This window comes from Cohnella sp. AR92, assembly GCF_003990975.1.
Taxonomy (GTDB): domain Bacteria; phylum Bacillota; class Bacilli; order Paenibacillales; family Paenibacillaceae; genus Cohnella.
The window spans coordinates 330936-352268 of the sequence record NZ_RZJR01000001.1 but is presented as its reverse complement, the minus strand read 5'-3'; the positions used below and the strand labels follow the sequence as shown (position 1 = coordinate 352268).

The window sequence follows — 21333 nt, the reverse complement described above, 5'->3', positions numbered from 1 at the left end:
AAATGAGCGACCTTTAGCGGCATCAAAATCCTGTCTTCCAGATGTAACGGAAATAAGAGACGCTTAAACAGGGGATTATCGCCAAAATGGGCTGTTTTCTATAATATAAGGGCCTCTGGTTCCGTTAGGTTTTCGAAGGGCCGATTTTGGGGAAAATAAGGGCTCCTGTTTCCCTTAGAATTAGAAGGCGGCACAGGGATAGTCTCCCTGATGCCGCTATTTTCTTGATTTTCCTAGTCGCTATGCCGAAATCGTCGAGCCCTTCAGCACCTCCCGCACGTTCGTATGCTCGTATCCATGCGCTTCCGCCACCGCTTGGAAGGTAACCTTGCCTTCCGCGGCGTTGATCCCCCGGGCAAGCGCCTGGTTGTCCAATGCGGCTTGGCGATAGCCTTTGGAGGCAATCTGCAGCCCATAGGGAGTCGTGACGTTCGTCAGCGCGATCGTCGACGTGCGAGCGACCGCTCCCGGCATGTTCGCGACGGCGTAATGGACGACGCCGTGCTTCACGTAGGTCGGCTGATCGTGGGTCGTAATCCGGTCGATCGTCTCGATCGAGCCTCCCTGATCGATGGCGACATCGACGATCACCGAGCCCGGCGACATGCCGCGCACCATCTCCTCCGTCACGAGGCGCGGGGCCCGCGCGCCGGGAATCAGCACCGCGCCGACGACCAAGTCCGCCGCCTTCACCGCCTCGGCGATGTTGTGCGGATTCGACATCAGCGTCTTGACGCGTCCTTGGAACAGGTCGTCAAGCTGGCGCAGCCGGTCGGCGTTGATGTCGAGGATGCTGACGTCCGCGCCGAGGCCCAGAGCGATCCGGGCCGCATTCGTGCCGACGATGCCGCCGCCGACGACGGCGACCTTCGCCGGCGCGACGCCGGGCACCCCGCTCATCAGCACCCCTTTGCCCCCATGGGACTTCTCGAGAAAATGAGCGCCGATCTGAATGGACATGCGTCCCGCCACTTCGCTCATCGGCGTGAGCAGCGGCAGGCTGCCGTTGTCGAGCTGAATCGTCTCGTAGGCGATCGCGGTCACTTTGCGCTCGACGAGCGCCCTCGTCAGCTCCGCTTCGGGCGCGAGGTGAAGATACGTGTAGAGAATCAGGCCCTCGCGGAAGAAATCGTATTCCTCCGGCAGAGGTTCCTTCACTTTGACGACCATCTCGGCCGCCCATGCTTCCTTCGCCGTCTCGACGACCTCGGCTCCGGCATCCCGGTAGTCCTGGTCGGTGAAGCCGATGCCGGCTCCGGCATTCGTCTCCACCAGCACCCGGTGTCCGGCCTTGTGATAGGATACGACCGCTCCCGGCGTCATCCCTACACGGTTCTCGTTGTTCTTAATCTCCTTGGGAACTCCGATGAGCATGGCTCCCCCTCCTATTCCTTGCTTTTCCCTTCTACGACCCTAGGAACACTTCTCTAAGCGTGTTGACGATAAAGGCCAGATCGTCATCCGTCGAGGACAGCGGAGGCGCGATCGTCAAGACATTGTTGAAGCCGTCCACGGTGTCTCCGTTCTTGCTGATGATCAGCCCCTTGGCCTTGCAGGCGGAGATGAATTTCACGACTTCGGGAAGCGGCAGAGGCTCCTTCGTGATCTGATCCTTCACGAGCTCGATACCGAGAATAAAGCCGAAGCTGCGAAGCTCCCCGACGTTCGGATGCTTAAGCAGCTCCTTCGCGCCTTCGGCCAGTCTCTCCCCAAGCTCTCGGGAGCGCTCCACGAGCCCTTCGCGCTCGAGGATCTCCAGGTTCTTCAGCGCGACCGCGCAGGAAGCGGGATTGCCGCCGAAGGTGTTCACATGCCGGAAGTGGCTGTAATCCTCTTTGCCCTTGAAGGCCTCATAGATATCTTTGCGGACGGCCGTCGCCGACAGCGGCAGATAGGCGCTGGTCAGCCCTTTGGCCATCGTGACGATGTCCGGCTTGAGACCGAAGTTCATATGGCCGAACTTGCGTCCCGAACGGCCGAAGCCGCAGATGACCTCGTCGATGATCAGAAGCACGCCGTGCTTGTTGCAGATGCGCTGCACCTCGTCCATGTATACCTGGTGGGGGACGATGACTCCCCCGCCGGTAATGGCCGGCTCCATGATGACGGCCGCGATCGTATCCTTGCCTTCCCAGACGATCGTCTCTTCCAGCTGCTTGGCGCAGAGGAGATTGAACTGCTCGACGCTCATGCCCTCCGGACGGCGGTAGCTGTAGGGAGGCTGCACATGCAGGAAGCCTGCGCTCAGCGGCTCGTATTTATACTTGCGCTGCGATTGGCCGGTGGCGGACAGGGCGCCCATCGAGTTGCCGTGATAAGCCCGGTAGCGGGAGACGATCTTGTAGCGGTTGCCTTGCCCGCTCTGTTCATGATATTGACGGGCGATCTTGAAGGCCACTTCGTTCGCGTCCGAGCCGCTGTTGGAGAAGAAGATGACGTAATCGTCTCCCAGCCATTCGTTCAGCTTCTCCGCCAAGCGGATCGCCGGCTTGTGGCTCTGCAGCATGGAGGCGAAGCTGAGCTCCACGAGCTGGTCATACGCAGCCTTCGCCATCTCCTCCCGCCCATAGCCGATGTTCACGCACCACAGAGAGGACATTCCGTCCAAGTAGCGATTGCCCGACGTGTCCGTGATCCACGAGCCTTTGCCCTCCGCGATAATCATAGGAGGATTCTGCTTGTTGTAAGGAGTCATCGCGTGCCACAAATATTGCCGATCCTTCGCCACGAGGTTCTCGTTCTCCGTTATCATGATATCCCTCTCCTTCTCAACCTATCGATTTAAGCCCCGCATTTAATAACGGGCGGTAAGCATCTTCTTCCGGGTGTAGAATTCGACTCCGTCCTTGCCGTTCGCGTGCAGATCCCCGTAGAACGACTTCTTGTAGCCCGAGAAGGGGAAAAAGGCCATCGGAGCGGGCACGCCCAGGTTGATGCCCAGCATCCCGGCGTCGATCTCGTCGCGGAATTGGCGGACCGCTTTGGCGCTGTCCGTGTACAGGCAGGCGCCGTTGGCGAATTCGGACTCGTTCGCGACGGCGATCGCTTCCTTCAGGTCGCGGGCTCTCACGATGGAGAGCACCGGGGCGAATATCTCGTCCTTCCAGATTCTCATCCCGGGCCGTACGTTGTCGAAAATGGTAGGCCCGACGAAGTAACCGTTGGCAGAGGAGGTCTCGGCGTCCTTGCGTCCGTCCCGAACGAGCTCGGCGCCCTCCGTCTCCCCGATCTCGATATAGCCGATGGTTCGGGTTCGGTTCTCCTCCCGAATGACCGGACCGAGGAACACTCCCTCCTCCATTCCGTTGCCGATCTTGATCTCGTCTGCCGCCTTCACGAGCCGATCCACCAGCTCGTCGGCGATGTCCCCGACCGCTACGACGACGGAAGCCGCCATGCATCGTTCGCCCGCGGAACCGAAAGCCGCCGCCGTGATGTTGGTCACCGCGTTGTCGAGATCGGCGTCCGGCATGACGATCGAGTGGTTCTTCGCTCCCGCCAGCGCCTGGACCCTCTTGCCGTTCGCCGCGGCCGTCTTATAGATATATTCCGCCACCGGCTGCGAGCCCACGAACGAGATCGCCTTCACGTCCGGGTTCTCCAGAAGGCCGTTCACCACATCCTTCGACCCGTTGACGACGTTCAGCACGCCCGCGGGCAAGCCCGCTTCCGCGAACAGCTCCGCCAGCCTGCCCGCCAGGATCGGGGTGCGCTCCGACGGCTTCAGCACGAACGTATTGCCGCATGCGATGGCCAGCGGGAACATCCAGCAGGGAACCATCATCGGAAAATTAAACGGAGCGATGCCGCCGACGACCCCGAGAGGATAGCGGTACATGCCCGATTCGATGCCCGTCGCGATGTCGGGAAGCTGGCTTCCCATCATAAGGGTAGGAGCTCCTGCCGCGAATTCGACGCATTCGATTCCCCGCTGCACCTCGCCGTACGCTTCGGAGTAGCTTTTGCCGTTCTCCGTCGTCACGATGCGCGCAAGCTCCTCCCAATGTTCGACCAGCAGCTGCTGGTAGCGGAACAGAATCCGCGCCCGTCTCGGCACCGCCGTCTTGCTCCATTCGGGGAACGCCGCCTTCGCAGCCGCCACCGCCGCATCCACGTCCGCTCTTGTCGAGAGCGGCACCCGCGCCAGCAGCTCGCCCGTCGCCGGGTTCGGTACGTCCTCATAGGTCTCGGCGGAGGACTCCGCCCACACTCCGTTCACATAGTTGCGCACGTGCGCGATCGTCTCATCAGGCGAGGATATCGTCATCGGGAGTGCTCATCTCCTTAAGAGTCATCGACCCGTTAATGTTAAATTTGATGACAATTATATCACTGGCTTCCCCCTCTTCATTTAGACAATACGTTAAAAAAGTAGCCGTCTCAGACGTACAGACAATCCAGAGGGTAGATTACATAACATCTGGAGGGGTGCGGCATGCGAGAGGAGAGGGCGTATGGGAGGAGAGTGCGTACGGGAGGAAAGGGAGACGGTGGTGAAAGAGAGGGCGTGCGACGGTAGACGGTGGGGAAGAGAACGAGTGCGGCGGGGAGATGGTGTGGAGGAGAAGAAGTGTGGGAGGAGATCGTGTCGTACGGCACGATCTCGAGCGGCGACGGGGACTTCGTGGCGGGAGATCGTGTCGTACGGCATTATCTCGAGCTGCGATGGGCACTTCGTGGCGGGAGATCGTGTCGTACGGCATTATCTCGATAGGTCGTGGCACTCCGGAGGCGGAGTTAGTCTCATCTGAGACTATCTTGGCGCGTCGCGGCACTCCGGAGGCGGAGTTAGTCTCATCGGAGACTATTTCGGCGCATCACGGCACTCCGGAGGCGGAGTTAGTCTCATCGGAGACTATTTCGGCGCATCACGGTACTCCGGAGGCGGAGTTAGTCTCATCGGTGACTATCTCGGCGCATCACGGTACTCCGGAGGCGGAGTTAGTCTCATCGGTGACTATCTCGGCGCATCGCGGCAATCCGGAGGCGGAGTTAGTCTCATCTGAGACTATCTCTGCGTATCGCGGCGCTCCAGCGGCAGAGTTAGTCTCGAACAAGACCAAAAAAAACAGAACCGAGTCCCCCTCGGTTCTGTTTCTATCCCATGGCCGCTTAGATCACGCGTCCAAGGAAGTGCTTCAAGAAGCCATCCGCGTCGACTTTCACGCAGACGTCGATGTTCGGCTTCTCGCCGGGCACTTCGCGCGTTCTTGCCAGCTCCTCGCCGGCGAGCTCGACGACCAGATGCATCGGCTCGGTCTCCAGCAGCTCCGGCTTTACGACAGCGCCGATCGCGAGCGGGTCATGCAGGCCGCAGCCGCCGATGCCCGGATAGGCCGATTCGTAGAAGCGAATATAGAACTCCGTCATGTCGGCGAAGAAGCCGCCCAGCGAAGCATCCTTTTCTCGCCATACCGGCATCTGCGACATCGGCAGCAGCGTCTTCATCGTGACGTCCAAGCCGACCATCGTGATCGGCAGTCCGGAGCGGAACACGACGTCCGCCGCTTCGGGATCGCTATGGATGTTGGCTTCCGCGTAGGCCGACACGTTGCCCCGGTGCCTTGCGGCTCCGCCCATGATGACGACCCGGCCGACCAAGTCGGCGATCTCGGGGTCCTTCTGAACGGCATGCGCCAGATTGGTGAGCGGTCCGACGAACACCAACGTCAGCTCTTTCTTGAGGCGGCGAACCTGCTCGATGATGAAGTCCACGGCGTTCTTCTCCTCTTTGCTCGCGGAAGGCTTGGACAAAGGCGCGCCCCCGAGCCCGTGTTCTCCATGGATATGGCGGGGATACTCGTCCTTCGTCCGGCTGAGAGGTTGAGCCGAGCCTTGGTAGACCGGCACATCCGCGCGGCCTAGCTTCTCGAGGACGATCAGCGAATTGCGGGCAGCTTCTTCGACGGTGATGTTGCCGAAGTTCGTCGTGAGTCCAAGCACTTCTATCTCCGGGGATCGAACGGCGTAAGCGATCGCGAGCGCGTCGTCCACGCCCGTGTCTACGTCTAGAATAATCGGTCTGGCAGTCAAAGCGAGATTCCTCCCTGTTTCGTATAGGGTCTATGCTTTTCCTAACATACCATATTTCGAGCGAATTCCGCCAAGAAATTGCCCGGCTTTCGCGTCATACCTTCTGAAGCCCCGTCAAATAAAGGAAAATGCTTCGCCAAAGCCGATCGCGATCTCGGCAAGCAGTAGAGGATGAAGCCGCTTTTCGTAACCCGCTCCGCATTGCCGTTCTTGCTCGACTCCTTCGGATCCAACCGTCTCCCCCTTTGCTTTTCCTAGGTACCCTGCCCTTTCCTCTCACCTTCCATGCGGATGCCACATAGGATAAGCCATCTGTACACCAATCCAAGGAGAGAGTGATTCCGGCATGCCAGAGACAAGCACCCAGCCAGAGAGCGGGGCCGGCCAGGCGCGTTCGTCCGTCCCGATCGATGTGCTGATTCCCGCGATCGAGAAGGACCTTGCCACCTTGCCCCATGTGATTAGAAGCATCCGCGAGCATGTCTCTCATCCGATCGGCAGAATCTACATCGTCTCTCCCGACAGCCAGAAAATCCGGAAGCTTGCCAAAAGCATGAACTGCACGTTCCTGAACGAGAATTCGGTGCTGGAGCTGAGGAAAAGCAAGATTAACTACAGCACGAGAACGTTCGAACGTTCCGGCTGGCTGTACCAGCAGCTGCTGAAGTTCAGCGGGGACACGATCGGCAAGAAGGCTTACTTCCTGACCGTTGACGCCGATACGGTGCTCATTCGTCCTCACCGGTTCCTGAAGGGCGGCCGCACGATTTTCTACACGCGCAATTGGAGCCAGCCGGAATACTTCCGAACCTACAAGAAGCTGCTTGGCCGCAAAGCCTCCGCCCCCTCCTCCTTCGTCACCCACTACATGCTCTTCAATAAGAGAAAACTGTCCCAGCTAAAAAGAACAATCGAGAAAAAACACGGTACCAAGTGGCATGCCGCCATTCTTAAGAGCATCGATAAGACGAAGCCCTTCGCCTTCTCCGAGTTCGAGACGTATGGGAATTACTTGCGTTCGACCGAGCCGGGCAGCTGTTTGCTCCGTGCCGCCAAGAACAAGCACGTTCATCGCAGCTATCGTTCGTTGACGGCATCCGAGCTGAAGAAATATGCAGCCAAGTACCGCTCGTTGTCGTTCCATCAGCGGAAGGCTTATTCCAAGCGTTCAAAATAAGAAAAGCCGAGCCGTTCCCCGTTCAGGCGGAGATACGACTCGGCTTTTTGGCGGTTCTAGCGGATCAGGCCGATCCACTCCCAGTAAGGTACGCTCGCCAGGACGGCGACGATGACGGCAGCCGCATACCCGATCGCCACTATCTGTCCCTGCCGATGGCTGAAGGACTTCCCTTCGGCGCTATAATACGCCAGGAGGTAAGTGGGCGACTGGAAGGTGAAGAAGAATGGATCCGTCGCCAGCAGGATGGTGAAGATCAGCACCCAAGGGTGAATGCCCGCCTGATCCGCCAGCGGAAGCAGGGCGATCACGAGCAGGATGACGGCCGGATCGTCCCGGACGACAAGAGTCACAAGGAAGGAGATAACCATGACCGCCCCCAAGAACAGAACGGGCGAAGAGAGAAACGCGTCCATCCGCGAGCTCAGCACGGAGGTCATCGCATCGATGATGCCGAGCTCCTCCGCTCCCTTGGCGAAGCTGAAGGCGATTCCGATGAAAAGCAGGAACGGCCAGTCCACGCTTGTTTTGAGCGTCTGCGTATCCAAGGCTCCCGTGATTAGCAGCACGCCGAAGCCTAGCAGCATGACCCATGCGTTATCCAGCCCGTGGAGAGGCTGAAGAATCAGAAGGAGCATGCACCCGATGACGGTCAGCGAAGTCCAGCGCTCCTCCTTCGTCCAACGGCCCAGCAGGTTCAACTGCTCGTCTACCGTCTCCCTGACGATCGGCCGGGAGGCCGCCGGGCTGCGGAACATCCGCTTCAACAGAAGCAGCATAAGGCATGCGAAGACAAGGAATGCAGGAAGCGCGTAGAGGAACCATTCGAACCAGCTTGGCGCCTTCGCGCCGCCGGGAACGAGCCCGAAAGCCATCGCGTTGGTGTAGGAACCGGTCAGGATAAACGGAGCCGTGAAGCCGTAGAACACCATCGCGGCCAGGCTGAGCCCCGCCGTTCCGGGGCTTCGGTCGCGGAAGCCCATTGATTCGGACAGCGTTCGCGCGATCGGAACGCCTAGCGTTACCTTGGCGGAAGAGGACGGGATAAGCGGATTCAGGACGATCCCTCCCGCGATGAGCCCCCACAGCTGCCCACGGTAATTCGCCGGGAATCTCCTTAACGCATGAAGCGACAGCCGGTAAAGAATGCCCGACCTCGCAATGGCCGCTCCGACCGCCAGAATGAACAGCATGTAAAGCCAGGTCGTCGAAGCGAAGCCGGATAAGGCGGTCTCCGGAGTAAGAAGACCTTCCAGCACCCACAGCATCGCCATGACCAAGGCGACCAGGTAATCGGCGACCACGTTCACCATCCAGAAGATGACGGCGGCCAGGCCGATGCCGATGAAGTCCATTCCATCCCGCGACAAGCCGGCGACCGGCGCCATGAAGTGGAAGCCGGCCATGCTGCCGATCGCCGCGCAGGAGGCGAACGCGGCGCTCCAGCCCTTCCGCTTCCAGAGGCCCCCCGCCTTCGCGGCGAGATCCTTGGACTTCTCCTGCCGCAGCTTCTGCTCGGCCAGCCGATAGCTGCGTTCGGAGAGATCGTCTTCCGCCCCCGCCTGCTCGGCGTGCGTCGCGATCCGTTCCGCCCGCTGCAGGTAGACGAGCGCCTTCTGCTTGTGCCCTAGCGCCCGGCTCCATTCCGCTCCGAGCTCAAGCAGCCGAATCTTCTCTTCATCGGTATGGAAAGAGGCGGCCCCGCGCTCTAGAAGCTCTTCGAGTTTGGCAACGCCGATCTCTCGTTTATGCGCTGCGCAATGGGAGAGGTAGGCGGCCAGTACCCGGAATCGGGCAAGCAGCTTGTCCGCGGGGCAGCGGTCGAAGAGCGTGAACCCCGCCGCATCCCGCGCCTCGGCCGTATCCGCCGCTGCCGAGACGGCAGCCGCGGTCTCGGCGGCGGACAGCGCCGCGTCCGTATCCAGAAGCGACTTCCCGGCAGGAAGCTCCGGGCTGTCCGCATGTTCGGGGCGTTCGGGGTGACCGGGACGGCGGGCGCGGTTCGAGCGATCTGCATGATGTGCGTGATCGGGGACATCTGCGTGATGTACGTGATGTGCCTGATCGGGGCGATCCGCGTGAGTTTCGCTGTCTGAGCGATCTGCGCGATGTGCTTGATGTACGTGATCGGGACGATCTGAGTGAGTTGCGCGCTCTGAGCGATCCGGGTGAGCCGTACGGTCTGAGCGATGGGAGCGACTGTGGCGTTCCTTTGTATCCGCCGTCGAACCCGGCGCTTCTCCCCTTGCGGCCCGATTTAGAACCGCCTCCTGCTCCGTTTCGGCGGCCGATAGCCTCCGCTCGGCGATATCGAGCGCCGTCTCCCAGTCATCCCGCTCCGCATACACGGCCGCCGCGGCATCCCACCGGCCTTGTTCCATCCAATACTCCGCGGCTTGGCGCAGCCAGCGCTCCCTCTCTCTCTCCGAGTGGCGCTCCATATAGCGCTCCGCCAGGATCGGCTTCACGGAGGCATGAAGCTCGATTCGTCCTTCTCCGGTCAGGTTGTTCTCCTCCGAAGCCGTATGGCGTACGAATTCGGACAGCTGTTCCCGAAGCTTCGCCGACGTCTCTTCCCAGGAGAACGAGAACAGGGCTTCCAGCATCCTCTCGTCGACTAAAGGGAGCATGGCGCACGCGGACAGCGCCTCGGGAAGCGGCTCCGGCAGCCGTTCGACCGATTCCCGAACGAGACGGGCTTTCGCTTCCTTGGAGGCTTGAAGCCGATCGTTCGTCTGAACGAGCCTCTGCGAGAGGAGACGAATGAAATAGGCCGACAGCAAGCTGTTCTCGCGGATCAGCTTCTGGAAAATCTCCGAGTCGATTCGATAGAGCGAGAGATCCGTGGCGGCAACGGCCATCGCCGAGCGGGGCTCGCCCGTAAGCAGCGCCATCTCGCCGAAGACCACCCCTTCGCCGAGCAGCACGAGAGGCTGGCGCCCCCCATCCGGCGTCTCCGAATAGAGCTGCACCTGCCCCTTCTCGATCAGGTACATGCTGTCGCCAAGCTCCCCTTGGCGGAACAGAATCGCGCCTGCCTTCTCCGCCCGGCGGTCCAGCATGCCGAGAATACGCGCCAATTCGACTTTGGACAACCCGTTAAACATCTCAATGCGACTCAGATCCATGGCGCGGCAACCTCATCCAATCTCTAGCAATATTGTCTCTATTATATAGGACGTTCAACCTATCTGGATATTATCTAAGGTTAAAAAGTGAAGAAGCCCCTATTGGCCAGTACCGCCGGTGAGGGTAGCCCTTCCGTATCCATTAGTCGGCCTGTCAAAGCGTGGTACTGAGTGCAACAAGTATGCGAAATTGCGAGACTATGAGCCGAAGCGTGGTACAGGGTGCAATGCAACATGTCTGCTGAACTATAGGCTCCCTATCTCTCCCCCGAAAAGAAAAAAGCCCCTCGGTTCGATCCCATCCGAACCAAGAGGCTTCCTCCTTCTATTGGATACGCAGCTCGATCAGCCGTGCCGTCTTCTCGCGCGGCAGCTTCACCTTGAGCTCCCCGATCTCGCGGTTCCAAGCGACGGAGCTGTCGTTCTCCGCCGGATAAGCTATCCGGGCGGACAGCTCCGTTCCCGCCAGCTGCGGAAGAGGCAGCGCGATCTCGCTTTCCGGGCCGCGAATGCGCCAGACGGCGACGTAAACCCGATCTCCGTTGCGAAGCCCGAAGCTGACCCAGTCGTCCTCCGACTTCGGCAGGCCGAGCGGCCAGAACGGAAGCGATTCGCGGATGTCGCCGCGGATCGTTTTGTAATAATCGAGCGCTTCCTTGACGAGCGCACGGCGGCGAGGGCTTAGCTCGGCGACATGGCCGCTCTGATGCACCCGAAGCAGCAGCGCGTTCACCATGTTGAAGATGACTTCTTCGTCATCGCCTTCGCGCAGCGGGTACGACCAAATCGCCGATTGCTCCGGCGTCAGGGCGGACGGGGAGCTTGCGGCGATCGCCGCGTACTTCGCGTAGTCCTCCTGGTCGCTCGTCGATTGAATGCTGTGGCGGCTCAGCATCGCGTAGTCCATGCGCATGCCGCCGCTGGAGCAGTTCTCGATGACGAGATCCGGGTACTTGGCGAAAATGCCGTCAAGCCAAGCGAGATAAGCGCGGTTATGCTGGAGCAGCCCGTCGCCGAAGCTGTCCGAGTCCGTCTCGGTGCCGATGCCGGCGTTGATGTTGTAGTCCATCTTGATATAGCCGACGCCGTAGTCCTCGACCAGACGGCGAATGACTTCGTTCGCGTGGGCGATAACCGCCGGATTCCGGTAATCGAGCTGATACCGGCTGCGATCCTTCACGCGCTTGCCGTGCCGCTTGAAGAACCAGCTGTCGTCCGCCTCGGCGAGCTTGGGGCTGCGGATGCCCATCACCTCAAGCTCCAGCCAGAGGCCGGGGATCATGCCTTTCTCGCGAATATACCCCAGCACGTACTCGATGCCTTCAGGGAAACGTTCCTGCGAGGTCAGCCACTCGCCGACGCCGTCCCACCATTCGCCCGGCGCGTACCAGCCGGCATCGATGCAGAAGTATTCGCTGCCGATCTCGGCGGCCGCGTCTATCAGCGGGAGCAGCTTCTCCGTCGTCGGGCTGCCCCAGAGGCAGTTCATGTAGTCGTTGAAGATGACTCGAAGCAGGCGGTTGTCGTCGTTCGGGCGGCGAATCGCCCGGCGATACGTCGTGAGCTGGCCGATCGCTTCCTCGAAGCCGCCCTTCACCGAGCCGACCGCGACCGGCACGGAGACGAACTCCTCGCCTGGGCTGAGCTGCTTCCACCAATGGTTGTCATGCTCCGTCGGTCCGCTGATCAGCAGCGTCAGGAAGTCGAATTGATCGATCAGCTCCCAATGCCACGATCCGTTATGCTCGATCTGCCAGACGAGGCTCGTTCCGGCTTGGGCGTTCTCCACGACGGCCATGGGAATGTGCTCCGCGGCCGACCAGGAGCCGGTGTTGCTGCAGGAGATCCGCTTCGAGCTGCGGTCCGTGTAGTGAGACAAGCCCAGCTCGGGCAGCGTGTTCGTCCGCCACTGGATCTCGCTCTGCCAGCCCGTATGGGGAATGGATACCCACATCTTCTTGTCCCGGTCGAGCGTGCCTTCCTTATCGATACCGGTCAAGGCGAAGGAGGAGACGTACTCGACGCCGACCGCCTCCCGGCCCTCGTTAACTAGAACCGTCCAAGATCGAACGACTGTCGTTCCGGTATAGAATTGCAGGTGAGAGACCGACTTCAGACCCGTCTGCGGGTCCGCCATCGCGATCTCCAGCTTGCGGCCGATCTCGTTGCGGGAATCGACATGCCCCGCATATCTCATCCGCAGTCCGGGGAACGTCGCCCGGTGCGTCCGGCCGTGGTATTCCGCGCGATCGTCGCCCGACAGCTGGAGCTCGAGAAGCCGGAAGCCCTCTTCCTGCTTCTCGCCGACTAGACTCGGATCGAACGGGCTTGCCCCGAAGTGGAGCAGGCGCACGTCCTGTTCGTCGGTTACCCGGATAACGATATGGAGGCCGTTCTCTTCCAGCTGGATCATCTGTGCCATAGGGCAGTACCCCTTCCTTCCGCGCAATTAAAGCATTCAACTCAGCGCCGGCCGGCGCTGAGTTGAACGGTCTTGTCTTATTCGTCGCTATTCGACGCGCAAAGCTCGATTATTGAGCTGCGCCCAACTGCTGCCAAGCTTGCTCGATTTCCTTGATCGCGGCTTCCTTCTTCTTGCTGCCGCCGATATAAGCCTGCATGATCTCGCCGAACTTCTGATGGAACGTGTCGAGCGAGTAGTTGACGGACAGGTCGCCGGAGGCTTCCGTCTTCAGCAGTTCGTCCATTTGCTTCGGCATGTCCAGATCCGGAAGCGGAGCGTCCTTGATCGGAGGAATAACCTTCGCTACGTTCGAGAACCATTGCTTGCCGTAGTCGGACGTATACAGCCAGTTGAAGAACTCGACGACAGCCGCTGCGTTCTTGGAATCCTTGTTGATGCGGAGAGCTTGGTCGGCGCCGGTAATGATGACCGCCTGCTCAGCCTTGTCGCTGACCGGGTAGCCCATGATGCCGATCTTGATGTCCGGGCTGATCTTCTTGATCGCTTCCTCGTCCCATGCGCCCTTGCCGGTCATGATCGCGGCCTTGCCGGATGCGAAGTCGCTGACTTCGGCATTGCTGTCGCGTTCCAGCGGCTTGTCGGTGCCGTGCTTGATGGTCGTGTCGATGAAGTTGAAGAAGTTATTCTCGAGAACCGGATGATCCGCGAACTTCGTCTCGCCCTTGATGAATTGGTTAACGAGCGTCTTCGCGTCGGTGCCGGCGTCCTGAGCGGCCGCGTCAACGAAGTGTTGGAAGACGTGCTTCCAGGTCCACCATTCTTTATAGGCGTTAGCGAAAGGAGTGATTCCGGCCGCTTCCAGCTTCGAGATCGCGTCGTCCAGCTGTGCCGTCGTCTTCGGAACTTCGGTGATGCCGGCTTTCTCGAACAGATCCTTGTTGTAGATCAGGGTGAACAGGTTGCCCTTGACCGGAAGGCCGAGAACCTTGCCGTCCGCGGACGACATGTTCGAACGTACCGCATCCGTCATTGCCGCTGCGAGCGGCTCGTTGGTCAGGTCGTAGCTGTATTCCGCGAACGTGTCGATGTCGCCGCCCGCCGTTGTCTGGAAGACGTCAGGCGTGTTGCCGGAAGCGATACGGGACTTGAGAACCGTGTTGTAGTCCGCTTGCATGATCTCAAGGTTGATCGTCACGTTCGGCTTTACTTTCTTGTATTCCTCGATGTAAGCATTGAACGCGTCGGTATATTCCGGAGATGCCGTAAACATGTTGATCGTAACCGGTTTGTCGCTCGCCGCGCCGCTGGCCGACGGAGACGCCGTGTTACCTGCATTATTATTGTTGTTGCCGCATGCCGCCAGAGCGCCCACCATCAGCACCGCGCTAACGGAAAGCGCCGTCATTCTCTTTAACATTCTTACGCCCCCACTCTGTGGTAAGTGAAATTTGCTTTCGAAGTTCATTCTAAAGAAATCGGGAGTCGATAAAAATGTAGATTCGTGACCACTTGAGGGTAAAAAAGTGTAGTGCCTGCCTCGTTCACTTTTATCCATCCGATTGCTTCATTCGGTATTCTGTAGGAGAGAGGGAGAAATAATTCCGGAACGCCTTGCTGAAATAATTCTTGTCCTTGTACCCCAACATCTCGGAAATCTCCTGGATCTTCAGCTCCGAATGGCTGAGCAGCTCCTTCGCCTTGTCCATCCGGATCTTCTGCACGTACTCGTGAATGCCGAAGCCGTATTGCTGCTTGAACAGCTTCATGAGGTATTCCCGGCTCAGAAAATACTTCTCGGTGAACATCGACACCTTGATGTCCTCGAAGTAATTCTGGTCGATGAACTCCTTGATCTCGCTGATCGCGAACGACTTGTCCGCCGCAGCCGAGGAACGGATTCGATGGAAGTACACTTCGGCGATCCGAACCAGAAGGGCTTCGAACTGCTCGGCGCCGGCGTAATCGGCGACGATCCCGAGCTCCTTCAAGCTTCCTTCCGTCACATGGGGCTCCGGAGTGCCTCCGTTCTCCAACAGAAGCTCATCCAGCTGCCTCACCAGCTCCTTCAGCACCCGATCCGCATCCTTTAGCCGCAGAAGCGGAAGGGTCCGAAGCATCTTCGCGTAATCCTGAACGACGCCTCGAACCTGATTGAGGTTGCCCGCATCGATCGCCGTACGAAGCTGAGAGAAACGGCTCAGCAGAGAAACGTTCTCCTTCGGACCTTCGTTCGAGACGTCCGACACGATGCCGCGATCCCCCGGCAGCTTCAAGAGATCGATGGATTCCGCGGCTTTGGCCGCGGACTCGTACGAATCGGAGAGCCGGGAGATCTCCCGAATCGGCATCCCGATTCCCGCCGCGACGACAATGCCGAACAGCTCCCCGAGCGCGGAGACGATCTTCTTCATGAAGTGGTTCGAACGGAACGACACGTCCCCCATCACTTCGTTCGACAGCGAATGAACGACGATAATCTCGCGCTCCCGCTTCGGATTGGCGAAGCCGAAGCTCTGGAAGCCCTCGTCCGCGAAATCGTTGATGACGTTCGTGACCGCGAAGCGGAGAAGGTCGGTCTCCTGCTTAAAGCGAGTCTCCGCGACGCTCTCCATGTTGAGGATCCGCACGGCCGTCGCACAGTAGCGCTTGTCCGGATCGTCCGCGCCGATCAGCCGCAGATAAGCTTCGTTGTTGTTGACCTTTACGTTCCTCTCGATAATCGACAGATAGATATTTTCCTTAAGCTTCGGAACGGACATGTTCAGGGTGATATTCCGGTCGATGAATTCGCTCTCCGTCTGCTTGCGGGCCTCCAACACCTCCACCGCGTTGCGAAGCGCTTGGTTAAGATCCTGGCGGTTGAGCGGCTTCAAGAGGTAATCGACGACCCTCGAACGAATCGCTTGTCTCGTATATTCGAAATCGTTGTAGCCGCTGATCACGATCGTGAACAGGTTCGGATACTCCCTCTCGACATGCTTCAGGAACTCCAAACCGTCCATCTCCGGCATTTTCATGTCCACGAGCACGATATCCGGTCTTCGCTGCTCTAGAAGAGCCAATCCCTCTTTGCCGTTGCCGGCTTCGAACACTTCATCGATCCCGAGCCCTTGCCAATCGCCCAGAATGCGGATCGCCTCGCGGGACGGCTCTTCGTCATCGATAATCAACACTTTAAGCATGGCTGTCGTCCCCTCCCTGCGGAATCATCATTCTCATCTCGGTGCCTTCCTCGTCCGTTCGGATGTCGAGCCCCGCCTTGTCTCCATAGATCAGCTTCAGTCGGGTGTGGAGATTGCGCAGGCCGATGTTGTCGCCCTCCTGGTCTTCCCATTGAGCCTCGAAGGACTCCAGGATGGCTTCCAGCTTATCCGCCGGAATGCCGGGCCCGTTATCCCGGACGGAGAGGACGGCATACGACGCCTCCAGTTGAATTCCAACGACGATCGTGATCGTGCTGGACACCCGCTCCAGAGCGTGCTTGATTGAATTTTCCACGAGGGATTGAATCGACAGCTTCGGAATCGGCAGCTGCATCAGGGACTCTTCTATCTCGTATTTGATGATCAGCCGCTCTCCGAATCTCGCTTTCTGCAGGACCATATACCGCTCGATATGCCTCAACTCGTCCCTAGCTTGCACGATGTCCTTGCCGCTTATGCAATATCTTAGCGTCAGCGCCAGCGCGTCTACCATATCGGCAATCTCGTCCATTCCGCCTTTAAGCGCCTTCGTCGAGATCGCCTGAAGCGCGTTGTAGAGGAAGTGCGGGTTGATCTCCGCTTCCAGCGCCTTCAGGATCGCGTTCTTCTCCACCAGCTTCATTTTGTACCGTTCGTTGATCAGTTCGTTCGTTCGGCTGACCATCAGGTTGAAGTGCCTGGACAGGTAAGCGATCTCGTCCCGCCCCTTCACTTCGACCACGGAATCGAACTCGCCCCCGCTGAACCTTCTCATCTGGGTCGACAATCTCTTGAGCGGTCTCGTGATCGCGTTCGAGGTAAGCGTGGTCAGTACGATGGCAACCGCCAGGAAGCCGAGGCCGATCAAGAGGCCGAGCCTGCGGGTCTGCTGCGCTGTCTCGTAAATCTGGCTGTACGGAACCGCCTTGACGAGCTTCCAGCCTCCGTCCTCGCTCGTGTTGTCCATCACCAGATAGGAGGTTCTGCCTTCCTTCCACGTGAACCGCGATTTGTCGGCGCCGCTCCCCAGCTTGTCCATGAACTCGGCCGTTGCCGCCGAACGTTCGTAGAAATCCGGATCGTCCACATGGAACGGAACTCCGTTCGCATTCAAGAACAGAACGTGTTCGCCCTCGTTGAAAGGGATGTCCTTCAGGATGTTCGTCTTCTCCGAGTCATTGAAGAAGAAGCTGAGCACGGCTCTCGCCTTGCGATCGGCCAACGATCGAATGACCCGATGGTAGGCCATGAAGCTGTCGGAGGACACGGAAGGATACCCGGTCTCCGCGCCTAGGACAAGCGATTGCAGCTCGGCGTTCTTCTCGCTTCTCATCACGCTTTGGTACCACGCTTGCTTCGGGATCGTGTCGTCCGCGACCGTGCGGATCGGGACGTTGAAGTTCTCTCTGCGGATATAGTAGTACTTGCCTTCGTCGATCAAGTACAACGCGATCTCGTCGAGATCGCTGCGCGAATAGAACAGCTCCCACAGATAGTTCTGCAAGTATTGCTGAGAGCCGTAATCCGTCCGTTCATGAATGATCGAGCTGACGATGTCGTCGTACCGGCTCTTAGGCAGAGACAGCTGCTCGATCTCTCCGAAATACTTCTCGAAGTTCTTGTTCACGAGGAGCAGGTTGTTGGAGTTGCTGGAGATGCTGTGCTGGACCGATTCCTTCTCGATGATCCGATAGGAGATGAGCGTCAGCGACATCACGACCAGAATGAGAATAGTGCTGAAGAGTAAAATAAGCTTGTTGACCAACCGGCGAGTCGCCGCTTCCCTAAGCCTTCTTATCGATCTGCGGAACCAATCCGACCGTTTCTGCATAGGACCTCCCCAGGCGAACGGAGTTCACCTTTTTACCCTTAACTGTTTGCTTAAATCCATTTTTCAGGCGGGTTGCGCTGTTTATAATGCAATATAGCCTAAGTGAAGTCAGGATGTACAGCCTAGTCGCCCTGATCGAAACGACAAGTCGCAACCCTAAGAAAGAGGTGTGGGTATGAAAAATAGGAGTAGAAAGCTCAGCGAGAAGCTGGAATTCGGCATCTTTACCCTGCCGGTTCTGATCTGCGTTGCGGTTGCCTTCTACATTCCGTTCGTCCTGACGGTCCGTTACTCGATGACGAACTGGAACGGGATCTCCAAGCATCCGAAGTTCGTCGGACTCGATAACTTCAAGCAGATCTTCACGGGAGACGCCAACTTCTCGGCCGCTTCCTGGTTTACCGTTAAATATGCCGTCCTGTACATCATCCTGGTCAATGTCATCGCCATCGTGCTGGCGGTCATTCTCGATTCCAAGCTGAAGTCGAAAACATTCCTGCGGGCCGCGTTCTTCATTCCGTACATTCTGAGCTTGGTTATCGTCGGCTTTATCTGGAAGTTTATTTTCATGCAAGGCTTCGAATCACTCGGCAATAGCACCGGCTGGGCCGTCTTCGGCAAAAGCTGGCTGGGCGAGCCCGGGCTCGCGTTCATCTCGGTCTTGGGCGTGTCGATCTGGCAATCGGTCGGGTTCTACCTGGTCATCTACATCGCCGGCCTTCAATCGATTCCGGACGACATGAAGGAAGCCGCGGTCATGGACGGAGCCGGACCGGTTCGGCGTTTCTTCAGCATCACGCTGCCGCTCCTCGCTCCATCGATTACGATCTCGGTATTCATGGCGCTGACTAACTCGATCAAGGTATTCGACGTCATCCTGTCGCTGACCGGCGGCGGTCCCGGCGGAACGACTTACTCGGTCGCTTACGACATCTACCGCGATACGTTCCAGAACAACCTGTTCGGTTACGGCACCGCGAAGGCTCTCGTTCTGTTCATCGCCGTTCTCATCATCACGGTCGTTCAGCTGTATATCTTCAAGCGCAGGGAGGTTGAGAGCTAATGCGCACGAATCCCGTCCTTCGAGTCATCGGAGAGATCATCCTAGTCCTGATCGCGCTGCTGTTCTTATATCCGCTGTTCCTGATGATCATCAACTCCTTCAAGAGCTTCCAAGAGGTCATGACCGACGTCATCGCCCTGCCGAAGAGCTGGAGCTTCGCGAATTACGAGTATGTTTGGAAGTACATCGATTACCCGCGCTTGTTCCTGAACAACGCCGTCGTGACGATCCTGGGTCTGGCCGGAATCATTCTGGTCTCCTCCATCGCCGCGTACAAGCTGTCGAGAACCAAATCCCGGGCAAGCGCCATCGTCTACTTCATCTGTATCATGCCGATGCTGATCCCGTTCCAATCGATCATGCTGACGGTCATGAAGACGGCAAGCTTCCTTCACCTGTCCGACAGCACCTGGGGCCTCGGCCTGCTCTACTGGGGCTTCGGCGCTCCGCTGGCCGTGTTCATCTACCACGGCTTCGTCAAAGGCATTCCGCGCGAGATCGACGAGAGCGCGACGATCGACGGCGCTTCCGGCTTCCGGTTGTTCTTCTCCGTCATCTTCCCGCTGCTGAAGTCGGTCACCGCGACGATCGTCATCATCGACGTCATGTGGATCTGGAACGACTTCCTGCTCCCGCTGCTCATGGTCAACGGCTCGCCTTCGACCAAGACGCTGACGCTGGCCGCCTACACCTTCGTGGGCCAATACACGTCCGACTGGCAATACGCGATGACCGCCATGGTGCTCGCCGTCCTGCCTTCGATCATCGTGTTCATCTTCCTGCAGAAGTACATCGTCAAAGGCGTTGTCGCAGGGGCCGTCAAGGGCTGATCGTTGCTGCGAAGAGAGACCGTCCCGACTCGTTCGGGGCGGTCTTTTGATGTTAGTCGATTCCTTCGACTATCTCGCCTCTGCTGGCCCCCTTCGCAGCTCCGTTAGTCGATTTTTTCGACTATCTCGCCTCGGCTTGCCCACTTCGCGGCTCCGTTAGTCGATTCCTTCGACTATCTCGCCTCGGCTAACCCCTTTCGCAGCTTCGTTAGTCGATTCCTTCGACTATCTCGCCTCTGCTGGCCCCCTTCGCAGCTCCGTTAGTCGATTCCTTCGACTATCTCGCCTCGGCACCTCTGTTGCGCTGCCTTCTCCTTCCCCTGCGCCCGTCGCTAGGGTATGATGATCGTATATTGGAAGGGGACATGCCATCGTGAACATAGATATGCTAGCCGGGCTTGAAGATATGGTCATTCTGGATCGAACGAACCGGTTGGAAAAGGAGGATCCTCTGCTGCCGTTCGCGCTGGACGAATGGCTGTGCGCGCGGACCGGGGAGGGGGGACCGGCGATCTGCCATTTGTGGAGACAGCCTCAATCGTTCGTGATGGGGCTGCGGGACAGCCGGCTTCCGGGAACGCCAGACGCGGCCCGGTGGCTGGAGGCTAAAGGGTATCAGGTGGCGGTGCGCAACTCCGGGGGAGCCGCGGTTCCGCTCGATCCCGGCGTCGTGAACATCTCGCTGATTCTCCCCAAGCCTTCGATCGATTCCTTCCACTTCCATAGCGATTTTGAGAAAATGTACGCGCTCATCGCGACGGCCGTCGCCAGCACGGGGTGGTCGGTGGATAAAGGGGAGATCCAAGGCGCCTATTGCCCGGGGGACTTCGACCTCAGCATCAATGGACTGAAGTTCTGCGGAATCGCGCAGCGCAGGCAAACGCGGGCTTTCGTCATTCAAGCCTTCGTCATCGTCGAAGGCTCGGGTCAGGCCCGGACCAAGCTTGTCCGGCAATTCTACGATCGCGCGGCGGTCGGCGCCGACTCGTCCCAGTATCCGCACGTGACGGAGGACAGCACGGCAAGCCTCGCCGAGATCGTCGATCTCGGCCTCGGGGCGGCGGAGGCATTCGCCGAAGAGGTCAAGGGGATCATTCGCGACCGGCAGACGGAAGCCGGCATGGCGGCAGCAGCCGCTTCGCTTCGGATGCCAAGCGAGGAAGAACTGCAGGAGACGGTCGACATGCTCCGCAGCCGGTATGGGATCAAGAGCTGAACGAAGCAAAATCGGCTTCACCGTCCTTGTAAGCCAAAGAAGCTTTGCGTAGACGATAAAGGCAGGTAATTCTGTATCGTGAACAACGGCAGCCCGATGGGCTGCCGTTTGACTTAGAAAAGAATGCACAGGACCATTCGGCTGCCCCCGTCGCCTCTCTTCCTCGAGAGTTATTGAACTTTATCCAATATTTAACCAGTACCACACTTTAGCTCGTCCGCCCGCGTTCCCGCCGATTTGTTGCACCCAGTACCACACTTCAGCTCGTTCCCCCGCATGCCCGCCGATTTGTTGCACCCAGTACCACACTTCAGCTCGTCGCCCGCTTCTCCGCCGATTTGTTGCACCCAGTGCTACACTTTAGCTCGTTCCCCCGCATGCCCGCCGATTTGTTGCACCCAGTACCACACTTCAGCTCGTCCGCCCGCTTCTCCGCCGATTTGTTGCA

The 21333-nt window shown here is 58.7% G+C and carries 13 protein-coding genes; 4 read left to right on the top strand and 9 right to left on the bottom strand.

Annotated features, from left to right (window positions below; genetic code table 11):
* Positions 1–240: 240 nt before the first annotated feature.
* The 4 genes from ald to ELR57_RS01620 form a co-directional block, all read right to left on the bottom strand.
* The gene (gene ald / locus ELR57_RS01635; RefSeq protein ID WP_126956579.1) at positions 241–1374 is read right to left on the bottom strand and encodes an alanine dehydrogenase; all 1134 of its coding nucleotides are present in this window, start codon (positions 1372–1374) and stop codon (positions 241–243) included.
* A 31-nt stretch (positions 1375–1405) separates the two neighbouring features.
* Complete coding sequence (locus tag ELR57_RS01630; protein ID WP_126956577.1) at positions 1406–2752, bottom strand: aspartate aminotransferase family protein; 1347 nt, start codon at positions 2750–2752, stop codon at positions 1406–1408.
* 42 nt (positions 2753–2794) lie between these two features.
* Positions 2795–4261, bottom strand: coding sequence for a CoA-acylating methylmalonate-semialdehyde dehydrogenase (locus ELR57_RS01625; protein ID WP_126956889.1), 1467 nt, complete (start codon positions 4259–4261; stop codon positions 2795–2797).
* A gap of 851 nt (positions 4262–5112) precedes the next feature.
* Positions 5113–6033 (bottom strand): nucleoside hydrolase, encoded by a 921-nt coding sequence (locus tag ELR57_RS01620; RefSeq protein WP_126956575.1) that lies wholly within the window; start codon positions 6031–6033, stop codon positions 5113–5115.
* 346 nt (positions 6034–6379) lie between these two features.
* Here ELR57_RS01620 and ELR57_RS01615 point away from each other — a divergent pair, with 346 nt between their 5' ends.
* Entirely contained in the window at positions 6380–7210 is an 831-nt protein-coding gene (locus tag ELR57_RS01615; RefSeq protein WP_126956573.1) for a DUF6492 family protein, read from the top strand.
* 56 nt (positions 7211–7266) lie between these two features.
* On the opposite strand, the gene ELR57_RS01610 is transcribed toward ELR57_RS01615, so the two are convergent.
* From ELR57_RS01610 to ELR57_RS01590, 5 genes are all read right to left on the bottom strand, one after another.
* Complete coding sequence (locus ELR57_RS01610) at positions 7267–10338, bottom strand: SLC13 family permease (RefSeq protein ID WP_126956571.1); 3072 nt, start codon at positions 10336–10338, stop codon at positions 7267–7269.
* A gap of 325 nt (positions 10339–10663) precedes the next feature.
* Positions 10664–12760 (bottom strand): glycoside hydrolase family 36 protein, encoded by a 2097-nt coding sequence (locus tag ELR57_RS01605; RefSeq protein ID WP_126956569.1) that lies wholly within the window; start codon positions 12758–12760, stop codon positions 10664–10666.
* Positions 12761–12869: 109 nt separating this feature from the next.
* Positions 12870–14180, bottom strand: a complete 1311-nt coding sequence (locus tag ELR57_RS01600) for an extracellular solute-binding protein (protein WP_126956567.1) — start codon at positions 14178–14180, stop codon at positions 12870–12872.
* A gap of 130 nt (positions 14181–14310) precedes the next feature.
* Positions 14311–15945, bottom strand: a complete 1635-nt coding sequence (locus ELR57_RS01595) for a response regulator transcription factor (protein ID WP_126956565.1) — start codon at positions 15943–15945, stop codon at positions 14311–14313.
* Positions 15938–17776 carry a cache domain-containing sensor histidine kinase gene (locus ELR57_RS01590; RefSeq protein ID WP_126956563.1) on the bottom strand — a complete coding sequence of 613 codons (1839 nt, stop codon included), beginning with the start codon at positions 17774–17776 and terminating at the stop codon, positions 15938–15940. Before ELR57_RS01590 ends, ELR57_RS01595 begins: the two co-directional genes overlap by 8 nt.
* Before the next feature lie 175 nt (positions 17777–17951).
* Here ELR57_RS01590 and ELR57_RS01585 point away from each other — a divergent pair, with 175 nt between their 5' ends.
* The 3 genes from ELR57_RS01585 (at position 17952) to ELR57_RS01575 (ending at position 20885) form a co-directional block, all read left to right on the top strand.
* Positions 17952–18839 carry a carbohydrate ABC transporter permease gene (locus ELR57_RS01585; protein WP_126956561.1) on the top strand — a complete coding sequence of 296 codons (888 nt, stop codon included), beginning with the start codon at positions 17952–17954 and terminating at the stop codon, positions 18837–18839.
* Positions 18839–19669, top strand: a complete 831-nt coding sequence (locus ELR57_RS01580; RefSeq protein ID WP_126956559.1) for a carbohydrate ABC transporter permease — start codon at positions 18839–18841, stop codon at positions 19667–19669. The genes ELR57_RS01585 and ELR57_RS01580 overlap by 1 nt, the downstream gene beginning before the upstream one ends.
* A 373-nt stretch (positions 19670–20042) precedes the next feature.
* Positions 20043–20885, top strand: a complete 843-nt coding sequence (locus ELR57_RS01575; RefSeq protein WP_238162368.1) for a lipoate--protein ligase family protein — start codon at positions 20043–20045, stop codon at positions 20883–20885.
* Positions 20886–21333 lie beyond the last annotated feature (448 nt).

What these genes read in the sequence shown, in the direction of transcription:
- ald (WP_126956579.1), bottom strand. Translation starts at nt 1,374, where the DNA reads ATGCTCATCGGAGTTCCCAAGGAGATTAAGAACAACGAGAACCGTGTA.
- ELR57_RS01630 (WP_126956577.1), bottom strand. Translation starts at nt 2,752, where the DNA reads ATGATAACGGAGAACGAGAACCTCGTGGCGAAGGATCGGCAATATTTG.
- ELR57_RS01615 (WP_126956573.1), top strand. Translation starts at nt 6,380, where the DNA reads ATGCCAGAGACAAGCACCCAGCCAGAGAGCGGGGCCGGCCAGGCGCGT.
- ELR57_RS01610 (WP_126956571.1), bottom strand. Translation starts at nt 10,338, where the DNA reads ATGGATCTGAGTCGCATTGAGATGTTTAACGGGTTGTCCAAAGTCGAA.
- ELR57_RS01605 (WP_126956569.1), bottom strand. Translation starts at nt 12,760, where the DNA reads ATGGCACAGATGATCCAGCTGGAAGAGAACGGCCTCCATATCGTTATC.
- ELR57_RS01600 (WP_126956567.1), bottom strand. Translation starts at nt 14,180, where the DNA reads ATGTTAAAGAGAATGACGGCGCTTTCCGTTAGCGCGGTGCTGATGGTG.
- ELR57_RS01595 (WP_126956565.1), bottom strand. Translation starts at nt 15,945, where the DNA reads ATGCTTAAAGTGTTGATTATCGATGACGAAGAGCCGTCCCGCGAGGCG.
- ELR57_RS01590 (WP_126956563.1), bottom strand. Translation starts at nt 17,776, where the DNA reads ATGCAGAAACGGTCGGATTGGTTCCGCAGATCGATAAGAAGGCTTAGG.
- ELR57_RS01585 (WP_126956561.1), top strand. Translation starts at nt 17,952, where the DNA reads ATGAAAAATAGGAGTAGAAAGCTCAGCGAGAAGCTGGAATTCGGCATC.
- ELR57_RS01580 (WP_126956559.1), top strand. Translation starts at nt 18,839, where the DNA reads ATGCGCACGAATCCCGTCCTTCGAGTCATCGGAGAGATCATCCTAGTC.